Below are 21,858 nucleotides of genomic sequence, written 5' to 3'. Positions count from 1 at the left end.
CATGTCGATCAGATCTTGTCCGCACCTTCATCACCACTTGTCCCAGCGGGCACGGCGGCCTCGTCCGTGACCCGGATGCCCGCCCTCACATGCCTGGCGGTGTGTCCACAGGCATGATCCGTAAAAGGGTGGAAAGTCGAATTACCGTACGCCACCGAGGAGGAGGAACCCGTGACCCGCATCGACAGCGTGCGCGCCGCGACCGGTTCGGCGAAGGACAGCGTGCTGCACGCCGCGGAAGTGGTGGCGCCCTACGCCGACACGGCCAAGGACAGGGCCGCTCACTATGCACAGGAGGCGCGCGTACGGCTGGCGCCCAAGGTGTCGCAGGCCGCAGACCAGGCCCGTCTCCAGTACGACGCGCGAGTCGCGCCGCGGCTGGAGCAGGCCCGTACGCATGTGCCGCCGAAGATGGACGCGGCCGCGCAGGAGGCCGCGGTCCGTGCGCGTCTGGCCGCCCGGCAGGCGGCCGACTATTCACGACCGAGGATTGAGCAGGCGGTGGCCGCGGCCGGTCCCGTGCGCGACGAGGCCACGGCGCGCGGTGCGGCCGCGCTGGCCGCGCTGCGCGGTCAGGTCACGGCGAAGGAGATCCAGCGGCTGACGCGCAAGCACCAGCGACGGGCCAGGGCCGGTCGGATCGCCAAGGTTCTCGCGGTCGCCGGTCTCGTCGCGGGCGGCGCCTTCGCCGCGTGGAAGTGGTGGGACAAGCAGGCCAACCCGGACTGGCTGGTGGAGCCGCCGGAGGCGACGGAGGTTCCCGAGGCGGGCCGGCTGACGTCGGTGGACGGTACCGGCGAGGCGATCCTCGATCCCGAGGTGCAGGCCAAGCAGGCCCAGCAGGAGGCCGCGGAGGGCGACGAGCCCCGCTGATCCTCGCTCGCCGTACCGGTGTCGGCTGCCGCTTCTTATCGCTGCGGGGCGGGAGACCTTGAGTCTCCCGCCCCGCAGCGATGTTTCACGTGAAACGGCGCTCAGCGGCCGTAGCGGCGTTCCCGGAGGGAGTAGGAGCGCAGGGCCCGCAGGAAGTCGATCTCGCGGAAGTCCGGCCAGTAGGTCTCGCAGAAGTGGACCTCGGCGTAGGCGGACTGCCAGAGCAGGAATCCGGAGAGCCGCTGTTCGCCGGAGGTGCGGATGATGAGGTCGGACTCGGACCGCGTCTTGGAGTACAGGTGCTTGGAGATGTGCTCCATGGTGAAGGTCTCGATGAACTCGTCGATGTCGCCGCCCTGGGAGCTGTGCTCCATCAGGGCGGAGCGCACGGCGTCGACGATCTCGCGCCTGCCGCCGTAGCCCACGGCGACGTCGACCTTGGTGCCGCCCTTGCGGCCCTCGGTGGCGGCGGTGGCGGTCTTGAGGCGGCTCGCGGACTCGGCGGGCAGCAGGTCCAGGGCGCCGACGGCCTCGACGGGCCAGGGGTTGCCCGGCGCGGCCAGCTGCTCGACGACCTCGGCGATGATGTCGATGAGAGGGTTCAGCTGCTCTTCGGGCCGGTGGAGGTTGTCGTCGGAGAGCATGAACAGGGTGACGTGTTCGATCTGCGCGGAGTCGCACCAGCGCAGGAAGTCCAGCACTTTCGCGCCGCCGGCCCGGTAGCCCTCGCGGGGGTCGTCGATGCCCGACATCTTGGCCCACCGGCGGTTGCCGTCGAGCATGATGCCGATGTGCTGGGGGCGTGGGCGTCCCTCCAACTCCCTGACCAGCCGCTTCATGTAGAGCGCATCGAGAGCGGCTCGTACCTTGGCCCGCATGGTCTACCCCTTCCACCTCGTCGGTAGCGAACGGACGGCTCCGACGGCGATGAGCCACGTGGCACCGCCCCGCCGGGGTGTGGCGCTGATGCCCTGTGGGGTGACGATATCAAGAGCAGACAGCGCCGCCCGGGCGCCGAGAGCGACCCGTCCATGAGCCCGTGCCGGTGCCGGCGCGGGCGCCGGAGCGTTGTTCCACGTGGTCAACTGGCCCTTTCCCTCTGGTTGTTGTTGCTCGCCCGGTCGGTGCGGGCGGTGTCGGGCACGGTGCGAGGGTGACGACGGTGAGGAACGTCTCCGCCCGCCGGGGCCCGGACGGCCGGGCCGCTGCGGCCCGCCTGGAGAGAACAGAGCGCCTCCGACCCATGTTTCCGCAGGTCGGAGGCGTTCTTGACGGTGGAGCCTAGGGGAGTCGAACCCCTGACATCTGCCATGCAAAGACAGCGCTCTACCAACTGAGCTAAGGCCCCTCGGGTGGCCTCGCCGGTCCCGGTGTCGCCGGACCGTCGGGTGCCGCGGACCAGAGTACCGGGTCGCCCCCCGTATCTCACAAATGATTGGGGGTCCCGGGGAACGACCACGCTCCGTAAGATGCTCGGCGTGGTTCGCTGGAGCGAACTGCGGTTTTTGGGGAAGCGATGGGGAGACGCAATGGACGCCGCACAGCAGGAAGCCACCGCAAGAGCGCGGGAACTGCAGCGGAACTGGTACGGGGAGCCGCTGGGGGCGCTCTTCCGCAGGCTTATCGACGATCTCGGTCTCAACCAGGCGCGTCTCGCGGGGGTGCTGGGGCTGTCCGCGCCGATGCTGTCGCAGCTGATGAGCGGCCAGCGGGCGAAGATCGGCAATCCCGCGGTGGTCCAGCGGGTGCAGCTGCTCCAGGACCTGGCCGGGCAGGTCGCCGACGGCAGTGTGAGCGCGGCCGAGGCCACCGAGCGCATGGACGAGATCAAGAAGTCGCAGGGGGGCTCGGTGCTCAGCAACACCACGACGACGACCAGTAGTTCGGGTGCGCCCACGGTCAAGCGGGTGGTCCGGGAGATCCAGTCGCTGCTGCGCTCGGTGGCGGCCGCCGGGGACATCATCGACGCGGCGGACTCCCTGTCCACCTCGCACCCGGAGCTGGCGGAGTTCCTGCGGGTGTACGGCGCGGGCCGCACCTCGGACGCGGTCGCGCACTACCAGTCCCACCAGAACTGATCCGGTGGGCCCGGTCGCCGAGGGGGTCGGTGGCCGGGCCCGCGGGAGTGGCGCGACAGGTCCCAGGGGAGGAGCGGCGCACAGCCATGGGTGAGGTCTTCGCGGGCCGGTACGAGCTGGTCGATCCGATCGGCCGGGGCGGGGTGGGTGCCGTCTGGCGTGCCTGGGACCACCGTCGCAGGCGTTATGTGGCCGCGAAGGTGCTTCAGCAGCGGGACGCGCACTCGCTGCTGCGGTTCGTGCGGGAGCAGGCGCTGCGGATCGATCATCCCCATGTGCTGGCGCCCGCCAGCTGGGCCGCCGACGACGACCAGGTCCTGTTCACGATGGACCTGGTCACGGGGGGTTCGCTGGTCCATCTGGTCGGGGACTACGGGCCCCTGCCGCCCGACTTCGTGTGCACGCTGCTCGACCAGCTGCTGTCGGGGCTGGCGGCGGTGCACGGGGAGGGCGTGGTGCACCGTGACATCAAGCCCGCCAACCTGCTCCTCGAGGCGACGGGGACGGGCCGTCCGCGCCTGAGGCTGTCCGACTTCGGCATCGCGATGCGGCTGGGCGAGCCCCGGCTGACGGAGACCAACCTCGTGGTGGGGACGCCGGGTTATCTGGCGCCGGAGCAGATGATGGGCGCGGAGCCGGACTTCCCGGCGGACCTGTTCGCGGTGGGTCTGGTCGCCCTGTATCTGCTGGAGGGGGCCAAGCCGGACGCCAAGGCACTCGTGCAGCACTTCGCCGAGCACGGCACGCCGCCCGCGCCGCGGGGGATCGCCGAGCCCTTGTGGCAGGTCGTGGCGACGCTGCTGCAACCGGACCCGTCGGCGCGGTTCCGTACCGCGACGGGGGCGCGCAAGGCGCTGGCCGCGGCGGTGGAACTGCTGCCGGAGCCCGGGCCGGACGACGAGCTGATCGAGATCTTCGACCAGGTGGGCCCGCTGCCGCCGGGGTTCGGCCCCGAGGGCCCGCTCCAACGGGCCTCCGGTGTGGACGACGTACCGACGGACCCGCGGCGCCCTCCGGGCGCGACCCCGTCCCCGCACACCACACCGCCGACGCCCCCGTGGCCGGCCACGCCCCCGCCCGCCCCGTCCCCGGACCGGACACCGCCCACCCCACCGACGCCCCCGGCCGGCCCGCCGCCCGACCAGGACCGGCCGTCGCCCGCCGTCCCGGGCACGGACCCCACACCGGCGTCCGCACCGCCCGGCCCACCGTCGACGGCCACCGGCACACCCTCCGCCCACGACTGGCCGCCCACCCCCGACGGCACACCCCCGCCGGGCTCGGACCCGTCCCCTGCCGGCACGCCCTCCGTCCCGACCGGTGCCGCCTCCGGCCAGGGCTGGACGGCCGCCGTCCCCACGGCGCCACCGTCGGCGCCCGGGAGGGGGCAGGCGGCGCCGGGCGGAGCGCCGCGGGCGGGTGCCATGTCGGAGACCGGCAGCTTCCACCTGCCGCCCCCGCAGCCGACCGGCACCCCGGCGTCGCCCTCGACGGCCGGCACGGCCCAACCACCCCCGCACCAACCGGCGTTCACCAACGCACCGCGGCAGCTGCCGCCGGACCGGACGCAGTACCGGACGCCGCACGGGCCGCCGCTTCCCGCCCAGGCCCTCGCACCGTCCCCGCCGCAGCGCGCCGACGTCCCCACCGCCGCGTACACCGCCCGCAACCCGCGCTCCGCCCCGCCCGCCCAGCACCGTGGGACACGGCGGCGCCGCCGTCCAGGCCCCCCGGCCCGGGTGGCCCTGCCGCTACTGCTGCTCGCGCTGGCCTGCTACGCCGTGGGGTTCTGGGCACTGACCCGTATCTGACTCCGGTGCGCGCCGGAAGGAGGGCCTAGGCCCTGCGCCGGGCCGTCACCGTCCACACGGCCAGGCCGAGGAGCAGCAGACTGCCGGTGCCGATCCCGCCGACGGCGACCGCCTTCATGGCGAGGTCGTCGTCCGCGGCGGCGGTCACGGGCGCGGCCGCCCGCTCCTGCGCCGAGACCTCGAAGAGGCCCTTCGGCCGGGACTCCCCCGCGTAGTCGGGGCCGGTAGCCGCCGTTCCCCCGAGTCGCAGGCGCAGCGTCACGCCGAACGGGCCCTGGCCGAAGTCGTCGGCCACCTGGGCCGCGAGGTGGATCACGACGTAGTACGCACCGGCGAACCGCAGCGCGCCGACCTGTCCGGCGGTGGCGTACCGGTTGGGGTACGCCACGGGCGGCAGGGGGGCGAGGCCGACGGTGGTCCGGCGTCCGGTGTAGCCCTTTGCGGCGTCGTCGACCTCGCCGCGCACGGGGTTGTGCAGGGCCAGGCGCAGGGCCCCGGTGGCATAGCCGGAGGCGTCCGCGGAACCGGCGAGTTCCGCGGTGGCGTACACCTGGCGGCCCCAGTCGACCGGCACCTTGTAGTAGAGGGTCTCCCCGGGCCGGATGTCGTCGCGCCAGACGCCCTGCCCGACGAGGGTGGCGTGGGCGAAGCCGTTGCCGCCCGGCCGGTGTTCCGGCTCGCCGGGGAGCGGCTCGGGCGAGGCGGAGTCCCAGGTCTCGGGTGCCTTGGTGGCACCGGTCTGGCGCGGGCGGGGTTCGGTGGCGGCGGTGAGTTCCAGGTCCCAGTCGTCCGGCGGGGAGTCCTGGGGCCGGGTCCGCTCCACGCCGACGTAGTACGTGCCCGGGTCCTGGCACCGGTTGGCGCCGGGGTCGATCTCGCGCGTCCCCCAGGCGGTGACCGGGCGGGGGCTGCGGGCGGCGCCGAAGGTCGCGCTCTGCACGGAGCACGAGCCGCCGTCGGCGTCCTGCACGGTGACCCGGATGCCGTCGACGGCGGTGACCTCGCTCTCGGCGCCGGGTACGGCGGTGACGGAGACGTAGGCGTCGGAGGTGTCGTCGAGTTCGAGGCGGTAATAGAGGACGCCGTTCCGCGGCAGGGTGCTGCGGTACGTGGAGCCGGCCTCCAGCGGTTCGGCGTCCGCGGTGGCCCGCGCGCCCGCGATCCGCACGGCGTCGCCGGCGAAGTCATACCCGCCGGCCGCCCCGGCCGAGCCGGTCCCACGGGCCGAGCCGGGCTGACCGGCCGCGAGGGCGGCGGCTCCGGGCAGCGCCGCGGTCGTGGCCAGTACGAGTACGGCGGCGACCACGGCCACCCGCCCGCGCACTGACGGCCCCGCGGTCACCGAGCGCCGCGCTCGCCCCGTTCCGGCGCGCCGCCGAGCCGTACACCACCGTCCCATGACCCGCCACCCCTCGCGCTCACCGGCTCCGTCACCGCCCGCCCCCAGCGGACCGTGCCCTCTCGGGGCAACACAAAACCCCGACCGTTTGACGGCCGGGGTCTGCTCAGGACCGGATGTCGGTCGTTCTCACGAACCCGTGGGCACGGAGTCAGTCGCCTCCGTCCACAGATCCTGCTCGGCGCGATCCGCCTGGATCTGGCGGTACACGAGGAGCCCGCCGATGGCGGCCAGTGCGACCAGGAGAAGCTTCTTCACCGCGCGACCTCGTCTTTCCTTGACGTAGGGGACCTCTGGCGCCCGACTATACACACCGGCCGATACCGATCGGTGACCTGCGTCGGCGGTCAACTGCCCGTCGCCGGAACCCTTTAGAAGCGGACGAAACCGTTCTGATCGGAGGGTGATCACACCCTCACGCGCGGTGACTTTTGCCCGCCTCCCTCCCGTCTGGGCACCTTTTCCAGCTCTTTGCGGCCATTCGAGTGGTGTTCATCTGAACATCGACGCGCCACGGGCGTCGGTCCACCACATCGCGGCGCTCATACACATCATGAGGAAAGTACGCAAATCGCCCAACCCGAAAGTGAGGGGCCATGGCCCGGAACAAGGTCCTGACGCTCTGGACCACCATCGTCACCGCCTTCCTCGCGCTGTGCACGGCGCTCGGACTCATCACGACGACGGCCGCCGCGGCCGTACCGCAGACCGGAACGCACAGCAACAGCGAGAGCGCCTCCCCCGAGGCGGCACCCGCGGCCGCGCTTCCCTGGTCCTGGTCCCGAACCGGTTCCCTGCCCCCCACGATGAAGCAGCGCATCCGGGCCGAGGCCCACGGCGCGGCCCCCAGCTGCCGCCACCGCCCGCTCGCCGACGCCGCGGCCACCGCCACGGCGGCCACCACCACGGCCACCAGCCCTCGCTGCGACGACAGCGCCGCGGAGCCCACGGCCCAGCACACCATCCCGCTCCAGCGCTGAGCGCCCCGCACCACCCCGACCCCGACCCCGACGTAACGGCGATCTGCGTACGCACCGCACGCGAGAAACGGCCCGGAAGCTCGACAGAGCAGCCGGGCCGCCGCCATGTGTGCGCGCAAACAGGGTGATACCCGATCAATCCGGACCGCCCCGCGTCCCCAACTCTTCAAGACCTCTTGAGGAGTTGTAGCCTGCGGCCATGCCCAAGGCCTACGAAGTGATCGCGGACGACCTGCGCCGCTCCATCCGCGCGGGCGAGCGGCGCCCCGGCGACCGGCTGCCCTCGGAGGCCGACCTCGCCCACCACTACCGGCGCAGCGTGCCGACCGTGCAGAACGCGCTGCGGCTGCTGAGCGACGAGGGCCTGATCGACAAGCGGCACGGCCTCGGCACCTTCGTCCGCCGGCCCCGCACCCCGGCGGTGCGGGACAATCGCCGGCACCAGTGGGAGAAGGACCGGGCCCGGCGCCCGCTGGCCACCCGGGCCGAGACGGGCGCCACGGAGCGCGACACCGGCCTGCGCGCCGACGACCTCGTCTTCCACGCGGAGTACCGCGAGCGGGAGGCGTCCGCGGAACTGGCCGCGGCCTTCGGCGTCCCGAAGGGCACCGTGCTCCTCCGACGCGTCTACCGGACGCGGTACTCGGCCGAGCCCGCCCCGTTCAACCTGGTGACCTCCTACCTCGTCCGCGACATGATCGCGGCCAACCCCGATCTCCTGGACGAGGCCAACGAGCCCTGGCCGGGCGGCACTCAGCACCAACTCAGCACCGTGGGCATAGAACTGGACCGCGTGGAGGAGCGGCTGACCGCCCGCCCGCCGACACCGGAGGAGGCCACGGCCCTGGACCTGCCGCCGGGCACGTCGGTGATCCTGCTCCGCAAGACCTCGTACGACACCGACGGCCGGGTGGTCGACGTCTCCGACGTCACGCTGCCCGGCGACCGCACCGAACTGCTCTTCACGACCCGTCTGGAAAGGTGGTGAGTGCCACCGTGAACCGGCGCGTCACCGTCGTCACGGCCGTCCACGGCCCCTCCGCCCCCTTCCTCCCCGAGGCCTACGCCTCGCTGTGCGCACAGGAACTGCCCGCCGGGTGGGAGTGGCGCTGGGTGATCCAGGAGGACGGCCGCACCCAGGACGTCCGGCCCCACGTGCCCGACGACCCGCGGGTCGCCTTCCACCAGGGGCGCCCCGGCCGGCAGGGCGGGCCCGGGGTGGCGCGCACGATGGCCCTGGCGCACGCCGACGGCGCGTACGTGAAGGTCCTGGACGCCGACGACCGGCTCACTCCGGGCGCCCTGGCCCGCGACCTGGCCGCCCTGGAGGCCGACCCGTCGATCGGGTGGGCGACCTCGCGGGTCCTGGACCTGCTGCCCGACGGTTCGACGGCCGGCTTCCCCGGCGACCCGGCGCACGGGCCGGTCGAGCGCGGGGCGGTGCTCGACTTCTGGAAGGCGAACGGCTTCCGGGCCCAGGTCCACCCGGCGACCCTCTTCGTCCGGCGGGACCTGCTGCTCGCCCTCGGCGGCTGGATGGCCCTGCCGGCGTCCGAGGACACCGGCCTGCTGCTGGCGCTGGGCGGCGTGAGCCGGGGCTGGTTCTCAGCGGAGGTCGGCCTTCTCTACCGCAAGTGGGAGGGCCAGGAGACCGGCCAGGCCGCCCATGCGGAGCCCGCGGAACGCGCAGCCCGGATGGCGGTGGTAGAGGCCAGGGCACGCGCGCTGACGTCCTTCGGGTGGCGTCTGCCGGAAGGCGCCAACGGCTCCGACGGCACCGGCAGCTTCGACGGCTCCCGCGGCTCCGGCGGCTCCCGCGGCTCCGACCGCTCCCGCGGCTCCGACCGCTCCGACGGCTCCGACGGCTTGGACAGCTCCGGCGACCCCGGTGGCTCCGGCGGGTCGCGCGAGCGCCCCTGAGGCAGCCGCGGGAGCGCCCGGGGTCAGGGCAGCCGTTCCGCGTCGACCCGCGAGAAGATCAGGTCGCTCTCCTCGGTCACCGGCCCGCGCAGCCGGACCGGCGCCCGGGGCGCACCGCTCAGCGCCGGGGGATAGCTCCCGGGCGCGTAGTCGTTGGCCAGCCGGTAGACGTGGAACCCGGCGTCCCGCATCACCGCCAGCAGGTCGTCGACGTGATCCCCGAGCTGGGCCATCCGCTCGGGCGACACCTCGACCGTGATCTCCGCGTCCTGGCGCAGGGCGCCCAGGACCGGCGCGAGACCGCGCACGACGCTCCCCTCGGCGCCCTCGACGTCGATCTTGACCACCCTCGCGGTCGCGATCTCCGCCGCGTCGAGGAGCTCCGGCAGCGGCCGGGCCCGAGCCCGGAAGCTGGACTCCACCGGGCCGTCGTACGGGACGATGCTGTTCGCCCCCGTGTTCCGTGAGCTGGCGAGCGCGAAGGTCAGCGTCCTGGCGCGGTCCGAGACGGCGGCGTTGAGCGCCCGGACGTTGCCGAGGGCGTTGAGCCGGACGTTCCGCACCAGGCGGCGGTGGAGGTCCGGCGACGCCTCGATCGCGACGACCCGGCCCCCGTCACCGACGAGCCGGGCCGCCAGGACACTGAAGACGCCGATGTTGGCCCCCACGTCGACGAAGCCGTCCCCGGGCCGCAGGCGGCGCCGCAGCCAGCCCGTCAGATGCGGCTCCCAGACGCCGAACAGGTACAGGTACCGCTGGATGAGGTCCTGCGTGTCCACGGCGAACAGATCGCCGGTCCGCGTCTCGACGACGGCCCGGCGGGGGTGGTCGCGCAGCCGCGGGTTCAGCCAGCGTGTGGCGAGGGCCGCCTTCCCGAAGGTGCCGGGGCCGTTGCGCACATACCGGGCCCCGAGGCCGACCAGCGCATCGGCGACGGCGGCACGCGGCTCGCTCCCGGTACTCAGCGTCAGACCCCTTCCGTTTCCGTGCGCGTGATCGTGATCGCCGCGGACGGGCACCCCTCGGCCGCCTCCCGCACCCGGGGGGCGTCGACGTCGTGTTCGCGGCCGGGTATGACGGCGCCGAGGCCGTCCACCTGGGTGAAGACGGCGGGGGCCCGGTGGACGCAGTCTCCGGAGCCGTAACACTGCTCGGGGTCGACGGAGATCCTCATGCGCACTCCAGCGGCGGTCGGTTTCGGTCCTTCCCGACCTGCCTGCCCACGGACCGGCACCCTGAATCCGCCCTGCCCGCCCGTCTGTTGGCCGACCCGCCCCGATCCTCATAAGATCATCCGGCACGCGTGCGCAGTACGCGGTGCGGAGCCGTGACGGGGGGACGGTGTGGGGACCGGCGAGCAACTCGTGACGATCGCGGCCGTACTGCTCGGCGCGCTGACCACACACGTCACGAACTACCTGATGGAGCGGAGCAGGAACCGTCACCAGCTGCTCACGCGGTGGGACGACAAGAAGGTCGACGCCTACGGGGAGTACGTGGACGCCGCCAAGATGCGGATCGCCGCGTCCGTGCCGCTGTACGAGGCACGGGAGGGGCTGCGCGAGAGCCACCGCAGCGAGGAGGAACTGCGCGACGACCTGGCGGAGGCGAGCCGGCGCTGGGGGTCGGCCTTCGAGCGCGTCATGCTGCTCGGCGGGGACGAGGCCATCGAGTCCGGGCACGAGCTGAACGTGGTGCTGGCCGAGATCGACTGGCAGGCGACCGGCCGGATCGACGGCAGCCTGGAGGAGTGGCGGGAGCGGCACCGGGCGGCGTTCCGCGCCATCAACGCCTTCCACGAGGACGCCAGGGCCGATCTCGGCATCCGGGGCGGCGTCACCGGCGAGAAGCATCCCGAGCGCGATCTGCTGGTCCCGCCCGCACGCCGGCCCGCCGCCGGAGACTGACGGCGAGGGCGAGGGCGACGGCCGCACCGTGCACCCGTGCGCGTCGGCATGGTTTGGCTCCGGTCCCTCCCCTCGTGGGGACCGGTGCCAAACCATGCCGGCGCCGTTTTCGTGGGCGGAACCGGACCGGGTCGGGGAGGGACGGGCCACCGAAAGCTGACCGAGAACATGCGGCCTCATGGGGTGGCTCGCCGAGTGCTGAGCCGCTGACCTGTCCGGGTGCCGCGGGGCCGCCTCGCCACTGCGACGCGATCCTGCCACCCGTGGTCGCCGCGGAGGAGGTTCCGGAACCATGGTCCCGCCGTAGCCGCAGGTCAGCCGTATAGAGTGAGTTTTCCGGTCCGGACGTCCAGGTGCGGGGGAAGTACGAAGTAAGGAGTGGAGACCTTGAGTTTCGACTCAGGGGCACGCACGGCCTTCGCGGAACGCCTCGCACTGCTGTACAGGGAGGCGGGCAACCCTCCCCTCAAACGTGTGTCCGAGGCCGTCGTCCGTCTCCAGCGGGTCGACGAACGAGGGCGGCCCGTGCGGGTCTCCGCCCAGCGGATCAGCGACTGGCGGCGGGCCAAGAACGTGCCCGCCCAGTTCCCCGCCCTGGCGGCCGTCCTGCACGTCCTCATACCCCAGGCGCGGCGCGCCCGGCCGGTACCGGTCTCCGCCGGCCTGTACGACCTGGCCCAGTGGCAGCGCCTGTGGGAGCGGGCGGTGGCCGACCCGACCGGTGAACGCCCCGCGGCGCCCGCGGCCGCGGAGCAGCCCCCCGCCGAGGCTCCGGCGGCCCCCGGCGGGATCTGTCCCTACCGGGGACTGGCCGCCTACCGCCGGCAGGACGCCGACTGGTTCTTCGGGCGGGAGCGGAGCACGCGGGCCCTGGTCGCCCAGCTCGACGCGACGCGGGACACCGGGGGCCTGGTGATGCTCGTGGGCGCCTCCGGGGCCGGGAAGTCCTCGCTGCTCAACGCCGGTCTGGTGCCCGCCCTGCGCGCCGGCGCGCCGGACGCCGGTGAGGGTCCGCCCAGGCGGGTGCTCCAGCTCGTGCCGGGGGCCGATCCGCTCGGCGAGCTGACCCGCCTGATACCGCAGCTCGCTCCCGTCGTCGGCGCCACAAGGGAAGCGGCGGCCGAGGAGACGGCGGCCTTGGAGCCGGGCTCCCCCGAGACCCGCCCCCCGGGCGACCCACGGGCGGAGGACGCGGCGAGGGCAGCCGTCGCGGCCTGGGCGGCCACCACGGAACGCCCACCCGGACCCGACGGGAGGGACGGGCCGGGCAGGACGGGAGGGCCGGACGGGCCGGAAGGACACCGGGGCAGCCGGGGCAGCCCGGCGGGCCGGGCAGACCTGGAAGGCCGGGCAGACCTGGAGGGCCGGGCAGACGAGACAGGCCCGGTGGGGCCGGCGGAACCGGGGGTTCGGGACGGCCCGGACGGCCCCACAGCGCCGGCGAGCCCGCCGAAACCGGACAGCCGAGACCACCGAGACGGCCCCGACAGCCGGGACGACCAGAACAACAGGGCACTCCCGGCTGCCCGTCCGGTCGTCATCGTGGACCAGTTCGAGGAACTCTTCACCCTCTGCGCCGACGAGGCGGACCGGCGCGTGTTCATCCGGCTGCTCCAGGCCGCCTGCACGCCCGGCGCCGACGGGGACCCGCCCCCGGTCCTGGTGACCCTGGGCGTACGCGCCGACTTCTACGACCGGTGCCTGCGCTACCCCGAGCTGGCCGACGCGCTGCAACACCGGCACATGGTGCTCGGGCCGCTGACCACCGCGGAACTGCGCGAGGCGGTGACCGCTCCCGCCAGGGCCGTCGGCATGGAGCTCGAACCGGGACTCGCCGAGCTGATCATCCGCGAGGTGAGCACCGACAGCCCGCGCGGGGCACACGACGCGGGCGTGCTGCCGCTCCTGTCCCACGCCCTGCTCGCGACCTGGCAGCGGCGCAAGTCGGGCCGGTTGACCCTGGCCGGTTACCGCGCGGCCGGCGGCATCCAGGGCGCGGTGGCCGCGACCGCCGAGCGGGCCTGGTCCGGTCTGGACCCGGCGGCCCGGACGGCCGCGCGGCTGCTGCTGCTCAGGCTGGTCCGGCTGAGCGAAGACACCCAGGCCACCCGCAGGCGCAGCACGCGACGCCGGCTGGCCGAGGAGTCGGTGGACCCCGGCAAGACCGAGGAGTCGCTCGAGGCGCTGGTGCGGGCCCGGCTGGTGACGCTCGACTCGGACACCGTGGAGATCACCCACGAGGCGCTGCTGCACGCCTGGCCCCGGCTGCGCGACTGGATCGACGAGGACCGGGCCGGAAACCTGCTGCGCCAGCGGCTGGAGGAGGACGGCCTGGCCTGGGAGGAGTCGGACCGCGACAGCGCGCTGCTCTACCGGGGCTCCCGGCTGGCGCAGGCGAGCGGCTGGGCGAAGTCGGCCGGCGACACCTTCCTGACCCGCAGCGCGGTGGAGTTCCTGGCCGCCGCGGTCAGGCTGCGCAGGCGCACCGTCATGATCAGGCGGGCCGCGGTGTCCGCGCTGGTCGTCCTGGCCCTGGTGGCCGTCGGTTCGGCGGTGCTCGCCTGGCAGCAGCGCAACGACGCCGTGTTCGAGCAGGTGGTCGCCGAGGCGGACCGGGTCGAGGACACGGACCCGTCCCTGTCGGCCCAGCTCGACCTGGCGGCGCACCGTCTGCGGCCGGACGACGAGGACGTCAGGAACCGGCTGATCTCGATCGTGAACGCGCCCCTGGCCACCCCGATCCTCGGGCACACAGGCGCCGTCTACCTCACCTCGTTCAGCCCCGACGGGCGGACCCTCGCGACGGCCAGCTACGACCGGACCGTCCGGCTCTGGGACGTCTCGGACCCCGGCCGTCCGAAGCAGCTGGGAAAGCCCCTCACCGGACATACCAGCTGGGTGAGCACCGCCGTCTTCAGCCCGGACGGCCGCACCCTGGCCAGCGCCTCGGACGACGGCACGATCCGGCTGTGGGACGTGCGGGACCCCAGCCGTCCGCGCCCGCTCGGCGCCCCCCTGACCGGCCACGGCGGCACCGTCTACCTGCTCGCCTTCAGCCCGGACGGCCACACCCTGGCCTCCGCCCACGACGACCACGCGGTCCGCCTGTGGAACGTCGCCGACCGGCGCCGCCCCGAGGCGCTCGACACCCTGAGCGGCCCCACCGCGGCGGTGCGCTCGGTGGCCTTCAGCCCCGACGGACACACGCTCGCGGCCGGCGGCGACGACGAGAATGTCCGGCTCTGGGACGTCGCCGACCCGCGCCGCCCCGAGCCGGTCGGCGCCCCGCTGGCCGGCCACAGCGGCCTGGTGCACTCCGTGGCGTTCAGCCCGGACGGCCGCACCCTCGCCAGCGGCAGCGCGGACGACACCGTACGGCTGTGGGACGTCGGCGACCCCGCCGGGGCGAAGCCGGTCGGCGCCCCGCTCACCGGTCACAGCGGCCCCGTCTGGGCGGTGGCGTTCAGCCCCGACGGCGACACGCTCGCCGCGAGCAGCGCGGACAGTACGGCGAGCCTGTGGAACGTCAGCGACCCGGCCTACCCCTCGCAGGTCGGCGTGCCCCTCGCCGGCGGCAGCGGTGAGATGTACGCCCTCGGCTTCAGTCCCGACGGCCGCACCCTCGCCACCGGCAGCGGTGACAGCAAGGTCCGCCTGTGGTCGCTGCCGACGTCGGACATGATCGGCCGTATCGGGGCCTTCCGCCCGGACGGGAAGGTACTGGCCACGGCGGCCCGCGACGGCCGGGTCCGGCTGTGGGACGTGACGGACCCCGCCCGGCCCGTGTCGCTGAGCGCCCCCTTCAAGCCCGGCGAGGGGGACATACGGTCACTGGTGTTCTCCCCCGACGGCAAGACGCTCGCGGTGCTCGCGGGGGGCCGCGCGCTGCGGCTGTGGGACGTCACGGACCCGGCCCGCCCCAAGGCCCACGGACCGCCCGTGGCACTGCGCACCCGGTACGCGGGCCCCGACACGCTGGCGTTCAGCCCCGACGGCCGCACCCTGGCCACGGCCCACGACGACCGCACCATCCAGTTGTGGAACGCCGAGGACCCGTCCCACCCCCGCCGGCTGGGCAAGCCGCTCGCCGGCCACGCGGGATACGTCAACACGCTGGCGTTCAGCCCGGACGGCCGCACCCTCGCCAGCGGCGGCGCGGACGACGCCGTACGCCTCTGGGACGTCACCGATCCCGCGCACGCCACCCGCCGCGGCGCGGCCCGTACCGGGCACCTCGGGCCCGTCAACGTCCTCGCCTACAGTCCCGACGGCCGCACCCTGGCCAGCGGCAGCGACGACGGCACGGTCCGGCTCTGGGACGTCTCCGGGCCGGGCGAGGCGTCCGGGTCCCAGACCACGCTCGCCGGACACACCGACTCGGTGGTGTCGCTGACGTTCAGCCGGGACGGCTCCACCCTGGCCAGCGGCGCCAACGACAACACGGCCCGGCTCTGGAGCGTCACCGACCCCGCCGAGGCCGCCCCCATCGGCCAGGCGATGAGCCCCAACGCCAAGACGGGCAACTTCCTGTCCTTCAGCCCCGTGCACCACATGCTCGGCGTCTCCAGCGGCACGGACACCGTCCGGCTGTGGAGCCTGGGCGTGGACGACGCCATCGACCGCATCTGCTCCGCCACCCGGGGCGTGCTGACCGAGGAGAAGTGGCACGAGTACCTGCCACGCCTGGACTACGAACCGCCGTGCGACCGCTGACGCACGTGATCCCCGTCACATCCCCACCACCCGACCGACCAGTCGGCACCCACCGGACACCCGGCCTTGTTAGCCTTGACCACGGCCCGACCGCTGGCGCATCCCCCGTCGCCAGCGGTCGGGTCTTTTCGTGAACTCCCCTGTCCCACCGCGGTGAACGCAAAAACCCCCAGCCGGTACCGGCTGGGGGTCTTCGTGCTGGTGGGGCTAACAGGATTTGAACCTGTGGCCTCATCCTTATCAGGGATGCGCTCTAACCAACTGAGCTATAGCCCCGCCGCGCTCTGCGGTGTATGTCCCGCGCGCTGACTCCTGAAGATTAGCGCACGAGGCGGGCAGTCCCAAAATCGGTTGTCGCACGGCTGGAGAGCGAGGACGAGGGTGAGGCCGAGCCCCGGATCACTCGTCCTCGGCGAGCGTCAGCTCCACGCCGCCGACGAAGCCGGCGGACAGGTTGTAGATGAACGCGCCGAGGGTGGCCAGGGCCGTGGCGAGGACGACGTCGATGACCGCGATGATCGTCGCGAACATCAGCACGTTGGGCAGCGACAGGAAGGACTGGAGGTCGAAGCCGTTGGACTCGTTGGACCCGGTGGCCTCGGCGATCGTGCCGCCGACCGACGAGAAGACGCCCATGGCGTCCATGACCATCCACAGCACCGCGGACGCGACGATGGTGCAGATGCCGAGCGCGATGGAGAGCAGGAAGCTGACCTTCATCACCGACCACGGGTCGGCCTTCGACACACGCAGGCGCGCCTTGCGCACCCGGGGCGTGGTGCGTGCGCCGGTGCGCGGGCGGCGCACGGCCGCCGTGTTGCCGCCGTTGGTCTGGTAGGCCTGCGGCGGGTGGTAGGGCCCGCCGGGCTGCTGGGGCTGCCGTTCTCCCGGCAGCGGCGAGGCAGCCTGCTGAGTCTGCTGGCCTCGGGTGTCCGTCACAGTTCCCCCCTGGGATCCATGCGTTGTGGACGAGCTCCCCGAGTGCGAGTCGGTCGCTCCGTCGTCGATCTTGCGCAGTTGAGTCGTGTGCGAATCCGTCGCACGCGCGGCGGAGCCACGGCCGCCGCCGCCCGTTTCCGTACCCGTGGGGGTACCGGCCGATCCGGCGCCCGTGGCTCCGCTCACGATGACTCTCTCCTCGTCCTACTCGGCCGAGGGCGCCTCACCCTCGTCCGTGCCGGTGGTCGCGGCACCCTCGGCGGTCTCGTCGACGGCCACATCGCCGTCGACCTCCTCCGCCTCGCGTCCCGCCTCGGCGTTGCGTGCGATGCCGACGACGGCATCCCGCTTGCCCAGATTGATCAGTTGGACGCCCATGGTGTCACGGCCGGTCTCCCTGACCCCGCTGACTCGCGTACGAATCACACCGCCCGAGAGCGTGATGGCGAGGATCTCGTCGTGCTCCTCGACCACCAGCGCGCCCACGAGTGACCCGCGGTCCTCCACGATCTTGGCGGCCTTGATGCCGAGGCCGCCGCGACCCTGGACGCGGTACTCGTCGACGGAGGTCCGCTTCGCGTAACCGCCGTCGGTGGCAGTGAACACGAACGTACCGGCTCGAACAACATTCATCGAGAGCAGCTCGTCCCCTTCGCGGAAACTCATGCCCTTGACGCCCGAGGTGGCACGGCCCATCGGACGCAGCGTGTCGTCCGACGCGGTGAACCTGATCGACTGCGCCTTCTTGCTGATCAGCAGCAGATCGTCCTCGGCCGAGACGAGTTCGGCCCCGATCAGTTCGTCGTCGCTTCCGTCCGCCTGCTCCCGCAGGTTGATGGCGATGACACCGCCCGAGCGCGGCGAGTCGTAGTCCTTCAGCGGCGTCTTCTTCACCAGACCGGCCTTGGTGGCCAGGACCAGGTACGGAACCGCCTCGTAGTCGCGGATCGCGCGGATCTGGGCGATCGTCTCGTCCGGCTGGAAGGCCAGCAGGTTCGCCACGTGCTGGCCGCGCGCGTCCCGGCCGGCGTCCGGCAGCTCGTAGGCCTTGGCGCGGTAGACGCGGCCCTTGTTGGTGAAGAACAGCAGCCAGTGGTGCGTGGTGGACACGAAGAAGTGGTTGACGATGTCGTCTTCCTTGAGCTTCGCGCCGCGCACGCCCTTGCCACCGCGCTTCTGCGCCCGGTAGTCGTCGGTCTTGGTGCGCTTGATGTAGCCGCCACGCGTGACCGTGACGACGATGTCCTCCTCGGCGATCAGGTCCTCGATGGACATGTCGCCCTCGTACGGGATCAGCTTCGTCTTGCGGTCGTCGCCGTACTTCTCGACGAGCGCGGTCAGCTCCTCGCTGACGATCCCGCGCTGGCGGACGGGGGAGGCGAGGATCTCGTTGTACTCGGTGATCTTCGCCTGGAGCTCGTCGTGCTCGCGGACGATCTTCTGCCGCTCCAGGGCCGCCAGGCGGCGCAGCTGCATCTCCAGGATGGCGTTGGCCTGGATCTCGTCGATCTCCAGGAGGTCCATCAGGCCCCCGCGCGCGACCTCGACGGTGTCACTGCGCCGGATCAGCGCGATGACCTCGTCGATGGCGTCCAGCGCCTTGAGCAGACCGCGCAGGATGTGCGCCCGCTCCTCCGCCTTGCGCAACCTGAAGCGCGTACGGCGGACGATGACCTCGATCTGGTGGTTCACCCAGTGCCGGATGAACGCGTCCAGGGACAGGGTGCGCGGCACGCCGTCGACCAGGGCCAGCATGTTGGCGCCGAAGTTCGACTGGAGGTCGGTGTGCTTGTACAGGTTGTTCAGGACGACCTTGGCGACCGCGTCCCGCTTGAGCACGATCACCAGGCGCTGGCCGGTGCGCGAGGACGTCTCGTCGCGGACGTCCGCGATGCCGCCGATCTTGCCGTCCTTCACCAGGTCGGCGATCTTCTGCGCGAGGTTGTCCGGGTTGGTCTGGTAGGGCAGCTCCGTGACCACCAGGCACTGGCGGTTCTGGATCTCCTCGACCTCGACGACCGCGCGCATGGTGATCGAGCCGCGCCCGGTGCGGTAGGCCTCCTCGATGCCCTTGCGGCCCACCACCAGGGCGCCGGTCGGGAAGTCGGGGCCCTTGATGCGCTCGATCAGCGCGTCCAGCAGCTCCTCGTGCGAGGCCTCGTAGTTCTCCAGGTACCACTGGGCGCCGGCCGCGACCTCGCGCAGGTTGTGCGGCGGGATGTTGGTCGCCATGCCGACCGCGATACCGGCCGAGCCGTTGATCAGCAGGTTCGGGAAGCGGGCCGGCAGGACGGTCGGCTCCTGGGAGCGGCCGTCGTAGTTGTCCGTGAAGTCGACGGTCTCCTCGTCGATGTCGCGGACCATCTCCATCGACAGCGGCGCCATCTTGCACTCGGTGTAGCGCATGGCCGCCGCCGGGTCGTTGCCCGGCGAGCCGAAGTTGCCGTTGGAGTCGACGAGCGGCATCCGCATCGACCACGGCTGGGCGAGGCGGACCAGCGCGTCGTAGATGGAACTGTCGCCGTGCGGGTGGTAGTTGCCCATGACGTCGCCGACGACGCGGGCGCACTTGTAGAAGCCGCGCTCGGGCCGGTAGCCGCCGTCGTACATGGCGTACAGCACGCGCCGGTGCACGGGCTTGAGGCCGTCGCGGACGTCGGGCAGCGCGCGCGAGACGATGACGGACATCGCGTAGTCGAGGTACGAGCGCTGCATCTCCGTCTCGAGCCCGACGGGCTCGACACGCATCGCCAGGGCGTCACCCTCGGGCGTGGTCACAGGAGTGTTCTCGTCGGTCATTGCTGGTGAAGGTCCTTCCTGGTGCGGTCAGCTGAGACCGACTCAGATGTCGAGGAAGCGGACGTCCTTGGCGTTGCGCTGGATGAACGCGCGCCGGGCCTCGACGTCCTCGCCCATCAGCACCGAGAACAGGTCGTCGGCCTGCGCGGCGTCGTCGAGCGTGACCTGGCCGAGCACCCGGTGCTCCTGGTCCATGGTCGTGATGCGCAGCTCCTCGGCGTTCATCTCGCCGAGACCCTTGAAGCGCTGCACGGAGTCCTCGCGGATGCGCTTGCCGGCCTGACGGCCCATCTCGATCAGCGCGTCGCGCTCCCGGTCGGAGTACGCGTACTCGAAGTCGTCCCGGCCCCACTTGATCTTGTACAGCGGCGGGCGGGACAGGTACACGTGCCCGGACTCCACCAGCGGCCGCATGAAGCGGAACAGGAAGGTCAGCAGCAGGGTGTTGATGTGCTGGCCGTCGACGTCGGCGTCCGCCATCAGAATGATCTTGTGATAACGGAGCTTCTCGATGTCGAAGTCCTCGTGCACACCGGTGCCGAACGCGGAGATCATCGCCTGGATCTCCTGGTTCTGGAGGATCCGGTCGATGCGCGCCTTCTCGACGTTGAGGATCTTGCCGCGGATCGGGAGGATCGCCTGGTACTGCGGGTTGCGGCCGGACTTGGCCGAACCGCCGGCGGAGTCGCCCTCGACGATGAAGATCTCGCACTTGGTCGGGTCGTTCGACTGACAGTCGGACAGCTTGCCCGGCAGCGACGCCGACTCCAGCAGGCCCTTACGGCGCGTCAGGTCGCGGGCCTTGCGGGCCGCCACGCGCGCGTGGGCCGCCTGGATGCCCTTGCGGATGATGTCCGCGGCCTCGTTGGGGTTGCGGTCGAGCCAGTCCGTCAGGTGCTCGTAGACGACCTTCTGGACGAAGGTCTTCACCTCGGTGTTGCCCAGCTTCGTCTTGGTCTGGCCCTCGAACTGGGGCTCCGCCAGCTTGACCGAGATGATCGCGGTCAGACCCTCGCGGATGTCGTCACCCGTGAGGTTGTCGTCCTTCTCGCGCAGCAGCTTCTTGTCCCGCGCGTACTTGTTGATCAGCGAGGTGAGCGCCGCGCGGAAGCCCTCCTCGTGCGTGCCGCCCTCGTGCGTGTGGATGATGTTGGCGAAGGAGTACACGCCCTCCGTGTAGCCGCCGTTCCACTGCATCGCGACCTCGAGGGACAGGCTCTTGTCCTTGTCCTCGGCCTCCAGGTCGATCACCGTGGGGTGCACCAGCTCTCCCTTGCGGGAGTTGAGGTACGTCACGAAGTCGACGATGCCGCCCTCGTAGTGGTACGAGACGGTCTTTTCCTCGTGCTTCTCGTCCTCGCCCGCCTCGTCCGCGCCGGCGGTGGCCTTCGCCGACTCGCGCTCGTCGGTGAGGTTGATCCGCAGGCCCTTGTTGAGGAAGGCCATCTCCTGGAAGCGCCGGGAGAGCGTCTCGAAGGAGTAGTCGGTGGTCTCGAAGATGTCGCCGTCGGCCCAGAAGGTGACCGACGTGCCGGTCTCGTCGGTGGCCTCGTGCCGGGCGAGCGACGCCGTGGGGACGCCCAGCTTGTACTCCTGCGTCCAGCGGTAGCCGTCGGTCTTGACCTCCACCGCGACCCGCGTGGAGAGGGCGTTGACGACGGAGACACCCACGCCGTGCAGACCGCCGGAGACCGCGTAGCCGCCGCCGCCGAACTTGCCGCCCGCGTGCAGCACGGTCAGCACGACCTCGACGGCGGGCTTCCCCTCGGAGGGGACGATGCCCACCGGGATGCCGCGGCCGTTGTCGACGACCCGGACACCGCCGTCGGCGAGGATCGTCACGTCGATCGTGTCCGCGTGACCGGCCAGCGCCTCGTCGACGGAGTTGTCCACGACCTCCTGCACCAGGTGGTGCAGGCCCCGCTCACCGGTCGAACCGATGTACATACCGGGTCGCTTGCGGACCGCGTCCAGACCCTCGAGGACGGTGATGGCACTGGCGTCGTACGACGCGGAGACGTCGCCGTGCGAGGCGCTCACCGCGTCGGTCACGCCGGTGTCGGGGGACGGGTTGTTCTCGTTGGGGTTGCCGGAATCGGCCACGAAGCGCCCTTTCTGGCACAGCACGAGCCGGGCTCGTCGGCAGGTTGCCGGAGCGGCTGCGGCATGTTGCGTTGGTAAGCCTTGATCAGCGTTGCTCAGCTAGTCCCGGACGGTCCCCACAGTCGGGGCGGGATTCTCTCTCATTCTACCGGTACCACTGACACTGATGGGGGTTTGCCGGTACCTGAGTCCGCATGTGCCGCCCTGAACGCTGCTCGTCCGACTCCCGATATGCGGATGGGGGCCTCAAGAGGCTCACAACGGCACTCAGCGCTTCGAGGCGTCAACCCTTTGCTACTTGGGAGTCAGATCCCGCTCCGAGGCCCCGCACGGGGG

General features: G+C 72.1%; 15 protein-coding genes, 2 tRNA genes and 1 pseudogene. 8 read left to right on the top strand and 10 right to left on the bottom strand.

The window, feature by feature from the left end; genetic code table 11:
• The first annotated feature begins 171 nt into the window (after window positions 1-171).
• Entirely contained in the window at window positions 172-873 is a 702-nt protein-coding gene (locus ACIRGB_RS04645) for a DUF5324 family protein (protein ID WP_403858578.1), read from the top strand.
• A gap of 101 nt (window positions 874-974) precedes the next feature.
• Here ACIRGB_RS04645 and ACIRGB_RS04640 read toward each other — a convergent pair whose 3' ends face one another.
• Together ACIRGB_RS04640 and ACIRGB_RS04635 are read right to left on the bottom strand one after the other, a co-directional pair.
• Window positions 975-1,751, bottom strand: a complete 777-nt coding sequence (locus ACIRGB_RS04640) for an isoprenyl transferase (RefSeq protein WP_030180735.1) — start codon at window positions 1,749-1,751, stop codon at window positions 975-977.
• 397 nt (window positions 1,752-2,148) lie between these two features.
• Window positions 2,149-2,221: transfer RNA gene (locus ACIRGB_RS04635), tRNA-Ala, on the bottom strand.
• 181 nt (window positions 2,222-2,402) lie between these two features.
• On the opposite strand from ACIRGB_RS04635, the gene ACIRGB_RS04630 reads away from it, so the two are divergent.
• Together ACIRGB_RS04630 and ACIRGB_RS04625 are read left to right on the top strand one after the other, a co-directional pair.
• A complete protein-coding gene (locus ACIRGB_RS04630; RefSeq protein ID WP_403858576.1) occupies window positions 2,403-2,951 on the top strand; it encodes a helix-turn-helix domain-containing protein in 549 nt (182 codons plus the stop codon).
• An 86-nt stretch (window positions 2,952-3,037) separates the two neighbouring features.
• Window positions 3,038-4,762, top strand: a complete 1,725-nt coding sequence (locus ACIRGB_RS04625; protein WP_403858574.1) for a protein kinase — start codon at window positions 3,038-3,040, stop codon at window positions 4,760-4,762.
• A 25-nt stretch (window positions 4,763-4,787) separates the two neighbouring features.
• Here ACIRGB_RS04625 and ACIRGB_RS04620 read toward each other — a convergent pair whose 3' ends face one another.
• The gene (locus tag ACIRGB_RS04620; protein WP_403858572.1) at window positions 4,788-6,086 is read right to left on the bottom strand and encodes a hypothetical protein; all 1,299 of its coding nucleotides are present in this window, start codon (window positions 6,084-6,086) and stop codon (window positions 4,788-4,790) included.
• 204 nt (window positions 6,087-6,290) lie between these two features.
• Window positions 6,291-6,419, bottom strand: a complete 129-nt coding sequence (locus ACIRGB_RS04615) for a DLW-39 family protein (RefSeq protein WP_003999697.1) — start codon at window positions 6,417-6,419, stop codon at window positions 6,291-6,293.
• Between the two features lie 338 nt (window positions 6,420-6,757).
• Between ACIRGB_RS04615 and ACIRGB_RS04610 the strand changes: the two genes are divergently transcribed.
• The 3 genes and pseudogenes from ACIRGB_RS04610 to ACIRGB_RS04600 all read left to right on the top strand — a co-directional run.
• Entirely contained in the window at window positions 6,758-7,141 is a 384-nt protein-coding gene (locus ACIRGB_RS04610; RefSeq protein ID WP_403858570.1) for a DUF6344 domain-containing protein, read from the top strand.
• A gap of 199 nt (window positions 7,142-7,340) precedes the next feature.
• The gene (locus ACIRGB_RS04605) at window positions 7,341-8,129 is read left to right on the top strand and encodes a GntR family transcriptional regulator (protein ID WP_403858568.1); all 789 of its coding nucleotides are present in this window, start codon (window positions 7,341-7,343) and stop codon (window positions 8,127-8,129) included.
• Window positions 8,130-8,137: 8 nt separating this feature from the next.
• A pseudogene (locus tag ACIRGB_RS04600) lies at window positions 8,138-8,899 on the top strand (glycosyltransferase family 2 protein); the annotation flags it as partial.
• A 185-nt stretch (window positions 8,900-9,084) separates the two neighbouring features.
• Here ACIRGB_RS04600 and ACIRGB_RS04595 read toward each other — a convergent pair.
• Entirely contained in the window at window positions 9,085-9,960 is an 876-nt protein-coding gene (locus ACIRGB_RS04595) for an FkbM family methyltransferase (protein ID WP_403858566.1), read from the bottom strand.
• 68 nt (window positions 9,961-10,028) lie between these two features.
• Window positions 10,029-10,235: a ferredoxin gene (locus tag ACIRGB_RS04590; protein WP_403858564.1), complete on the bottom strand. Its 207-nt coding sequence runs from the start codon at window positions 10,233-10,235 to the stop codon at window positions 10,029-10,031.
• Between the two features lie 169 nt (window positions 10,236-10,404).
• Between ACIRGB_RS04590 and ACIRGB_RS04585 the strand changes: the two genes are divergently transcribed.
• Both ACIRGB_RS04585 and ACIRGB_RS04580 read left to right on the top strand, forming a co-directional pair.
• Entirely contained in the window at window positions 10,405-10,968 is a 564-nt protein-coding gene (locus ACIRGB_RS04585) for a hypothetical protein (protein ID WP_403858562.1), read from the top strand.
• A 378-nt stretch (window positions 10,969-11,346) separates the two neighbouring features.
• A complete protein-coding gene (locus ACIRGB_RS04580) occupies window positions 11,347-15,681 on the top strand; it encodes a hypothetical protein (protein WP_403858560.1) in 4,335 nt (1,444 codons plus the stop codon).
• A 199-nt stretch (window positions 15,682-15,880) separates the two neighbouring features.
• On the opposite strand, the gene ACIRGB_RS04575 is transcribed toward ACIRGB_RS04580, so the two are convergent.
• From ACIRGB_RS04575 to gyrB, 4 genes are all read right to left on the bottom strand, one after another.
• Window positions 15,881-15,957 (bottom strand) — tRNA-Ile (locus ACIRGB_RS04575).
• A gap of 123 nt (window positions 15,958-16,080) precedes the next feature.
• Window positions 16,081-16,806, bottom strand: a complete 726-nt coding sequence (locus ACIRGB_RS04570) for a DUF3566 domain-containing protein (RefSeq protein WP_403858558.1) — start codon at window positions 16,804-16,806, stop codon at window positions 16,081-16,083.
• An 18-nt stretch (window positions 16,807-16,824) separates the two neighbouring features.
• A complete protein-coding gene (gene gyrA, locus ACIRGB_RS04565; protein ID WP_403858556.1) occupies window positions 16,825-19,419 on the bottom strand; it encodes a DNA gyrase subunit A in 2,595 nt (864 codons plus the stop codon).
• A 42-nt stretch (window positions 19,420-19,461) separates the two neighbouring features.
• Complete coding sequence (gene gyrB / locus ACIRGB_RS04560; protein ID WP_403858554.1) at window positions 19,462-21,522, bottom strand: DNA topoisomerase (ATP-hydrolyzing) subunit B; 2,061 nt, start codon at window positions 21,520-21,522, stop codon at window positions 19,462-19,464.
• Window positions 21,523-21,858: the final 336 nt, after the last annotated feature.

Origin of the sequence: Streptomyces sp. NPDC102490 (genome assembly GCF_044765285.1) — a bacterium.
Taxonomy (GTDB): Bacteria; Actinomycetota; Actinomycetes; order Streptomycetales; family Streptomycetaceae; genus Streptomyces.
The sequence above is the reverse complement of the archived record's forward strand: the minus strand, read 5'-3'. Positions and strand labels throughout refer to the sequence as shown.

Bases quoted from the DNA above. Each gene is read 5' to 3' on its own strand.
- ACIRGB_RS04605 (WP_403858568.1), top strand. From the start codon at position 7,341: ATGCCCAAGGCCTACGAAGTGATCGCGGACGACCTGCGCCGCTCCATC.
- ACIRGB_RS04625 (WP_403858574.1), top strand. From the start codon at position 3,038: ATGGGTGAGGTCTTCGCGGGCCGGTACGAGCTGGTCGATCCGATCGGC.
- ACIRGB_RS04590 (WP_403858564.1), bottom strand. From the start codon at position 10,235: ATGAGGATCTCCGTCGACCCCGAGCAGTGTTACGGCTCCGGAGACTGC.
- gyrA (WP_403858556.1), bottom strand. From the start codon at position 19,419: ATGACCGACGAGAACACTCCTGTGACCACGCCCGAGGGTGACGCCCTG.
- ACIRGB_RS04640 (WP_030180735.1), bottom strand. From the start codon at position 1,751: ATGCGGGCCAAGGTACGAGCCGCTCTCGATGCGCTCTACATGAAGCGG.
- ACIRGB_RS04610 (WP_403858570.1), top strand. From the start codon at position 6,758: ATGGCCCGGAACAAGGTCCTGACGCTCTGGACCACCATCGTCACCGCC.
- ACIRGB_RS04630 (WP_403858576.1), top strand. From the start codon at position 2,403: ATGGACGCCGCACAGCAGGAAGCCACCGCAAGAGCGCGGGAACTGCAG.